This window comes from Actinosynnema sp. NPDC023658, from assembly GCF_040639995.1.
GTDB lineage: Bacteria > Actinomycetota > Actinomycetes > Mycobacteriales > Pseudonocardiaceae > Actinosynnema.
Genome location: NZ_JBFAAX010001000.1, coordinates 1 through 1961 on the forward strand (window position 1 = coordinate 1; position 1961 = coordinate 1961).

The 1961-nt window shown below is 71.8% G+C and carries 2 protein-coding genes; one reads left to right on the top strand and one right to left on the bottom strand.

Annotated features, from left to right (window positions below; translation table 11 throughout):
- A partial coding sequence (locus AB0G02_RS37365; protein WP_360804383.1) for a hypothetical protein occupies positions 1–365 on the bottom strand: 365 nt, incomplete at its 3' end.
- 608 nt (positions 366–973) lie between these two features.
- Here AB0G02_RS37365 and AB0G02_RS37370 point away from each other — a divergent pair.
- Positions 974–1846, top strand: a complete 873-nt coding sequence (locus tag AB0G02_RS37370) for a TIGR03621 family F420-dependent LLM class oxidoreductase (protein ID WP_360804386.1) — start codon at positions 974–976, stop codon at positions 1844–1846.
- Positions 1847–1961 lie beyond the last annotated feature (115 nt).

Genomic DNA, 1961 nt, shown 5'->3' on the forward strand with positions numbered 1-1961 from the left:
GCGACCAGGCGGGTCTCGAGCGGCGTGCCGGCCGACATCAGCGGCCCCAGCAGCGCGTGCGTGCGGTCCACGTCGCCGAACAGCCGTGCGATGCGGGCCTGGAGCAGCGCCACCACCCCGGAGACCTCCGGCCGGTCGGCGTTGAGCAGGCTGTGCGCGTCGGCGGTGACCAGTTCGCCGCCGTAGATCAACGTCGACAGCGCCCGCGCGACGCAGACCTCGCGGCTCCGACAGGCCTCGTCCTCCAACGCCTCTTCGGCGCAACGCATCGCGCCGACCCAGTCCCGCCCGACCACCAGCAGCCGCAACGCGCGATCGGCCGCGCACCGCTGCCCCGTGGCCGCGTCGACGTGCTCGACGGGCACGACCGCGCTCCGCCCCAACGGCAGGAAGGCCTCGAACAGCGGAACGTCCCTGCTCCCCCCAGACCACGACCGATCTGCCGAATACCCCATTCCGGCCCCCTCGTGAACGTCCCCACAGCGCCGTCTCGCCCCGACGGCCCACCCACCGAAACCGGTCACGCTCGGTCAGAACACCCTGTACCCCACGGTAGGACCATCCCATTCCACTATCCAGCGGGATCCGCGCGCGGGCACGCCCGCGATCACACCGGTCCAGTGAACACGAGCACTCTTCGACCGGCGAACGGACGCAGGCGATGGGGGCGATGAGGCGGCGGCCCGTTCGGGCAGGCCACCGGGTCCGAGTGGCCGTCCCCGCAGGCCCGGATGGTGTCCGCGCGGGAGGGCGCGCAGAAGCTCAAAGAGATCTCGGTGCCCGACGACGAGCTGCCGGCCAAGAGCATGCCCGGCGGGTAGCGACCGCTCGTCCGGGCACGGCCGTTCGCGTGACGGCATCGGGGATCGCTATCGACTCATACCCGCCGGCATCCGGGAGGTGTTGACCTGCGTCGTCCCGCACGGAACTGTTTGCGTATTTTCGCCGCCACACGAACCACCCGGGGGATGCTGTGAACCACTTAACGTTCGGGATCACGCTGGCCACGCCGGCCACGCACGACGCGCTCGTGGAGACGTGCCGGGCAGCCGAGGGGTTCGGGTTCGACGCCGTGCTGGCCGTCGACCACCTCGGACCCAACCGGACGTCGCCGTTCTCGGTGCTGAACCTCGCCGCCCAGGTGTCGCCGAACCTCCGGGTCGGCACCTACGCGCTCAACGGCGCCTTCTGGAACTCGTCGCTGCTGGCCAGAGAGGTCCAGACGCTGCAGCGGATGAGCGGCGGGCGGCTGCAGCTCGGGATCGGCGCGGGGATCATCAAGCAGGAGTTCGACCTGGCCGGCATCCCGTGGACGCCGATGGACGCCCGGGTCGCCCACGTCGGCTCGCTGCTGGACGACCTGCGGAAGCTGCTCGACGACGAGCCCGACGTCGAGCACCCGCCGATCCTGATCGGCGGCACCGGTGACCGGATGCTGCGCCTGGCCGCCGAACGCGCCGACATCGTCAGCGTGGGCGGCATCAGGCACATCAAGGGCAAGGCGACGGGCAACTTCCGCGTCATCGGCTCGGACGAGACCGAGGAGCGCGTGGGGTTCGTGCGGGAGGCGGCGGCGGGGCGCGACGTCGAGCTCAACGCGTTCGTCCAGGTCGTCCAGGTGACCGACGACCGGGAGGCGGCGGCGGCGGAGATCGCCGCGGACTGGGAGCTGCCGGCGGAGGTCGTGCTCGACTCGCCGTACATGCTGATCGGCTCCGCGACCGAGATCGCGGAGCAGGTCGTGGCCTCGCACAGGCGGTTCGGGTTCACCTCGTTCTGCGTGCAGCGGCCGTACCTCGACGAGCTGGGACCGTCGATCGCGCTCGCCCGCGCCGCCGTCGCATGACGGCCGCGAAGGGCGGCCGGCTGACCGTCGGCCAGGGCACCGCGATGTACGTCGGCGCGGTGCTGGGCACGGGCGTGATCGCGCTGCCCGCGCTGGCGGCCGACATGGCGGGTCC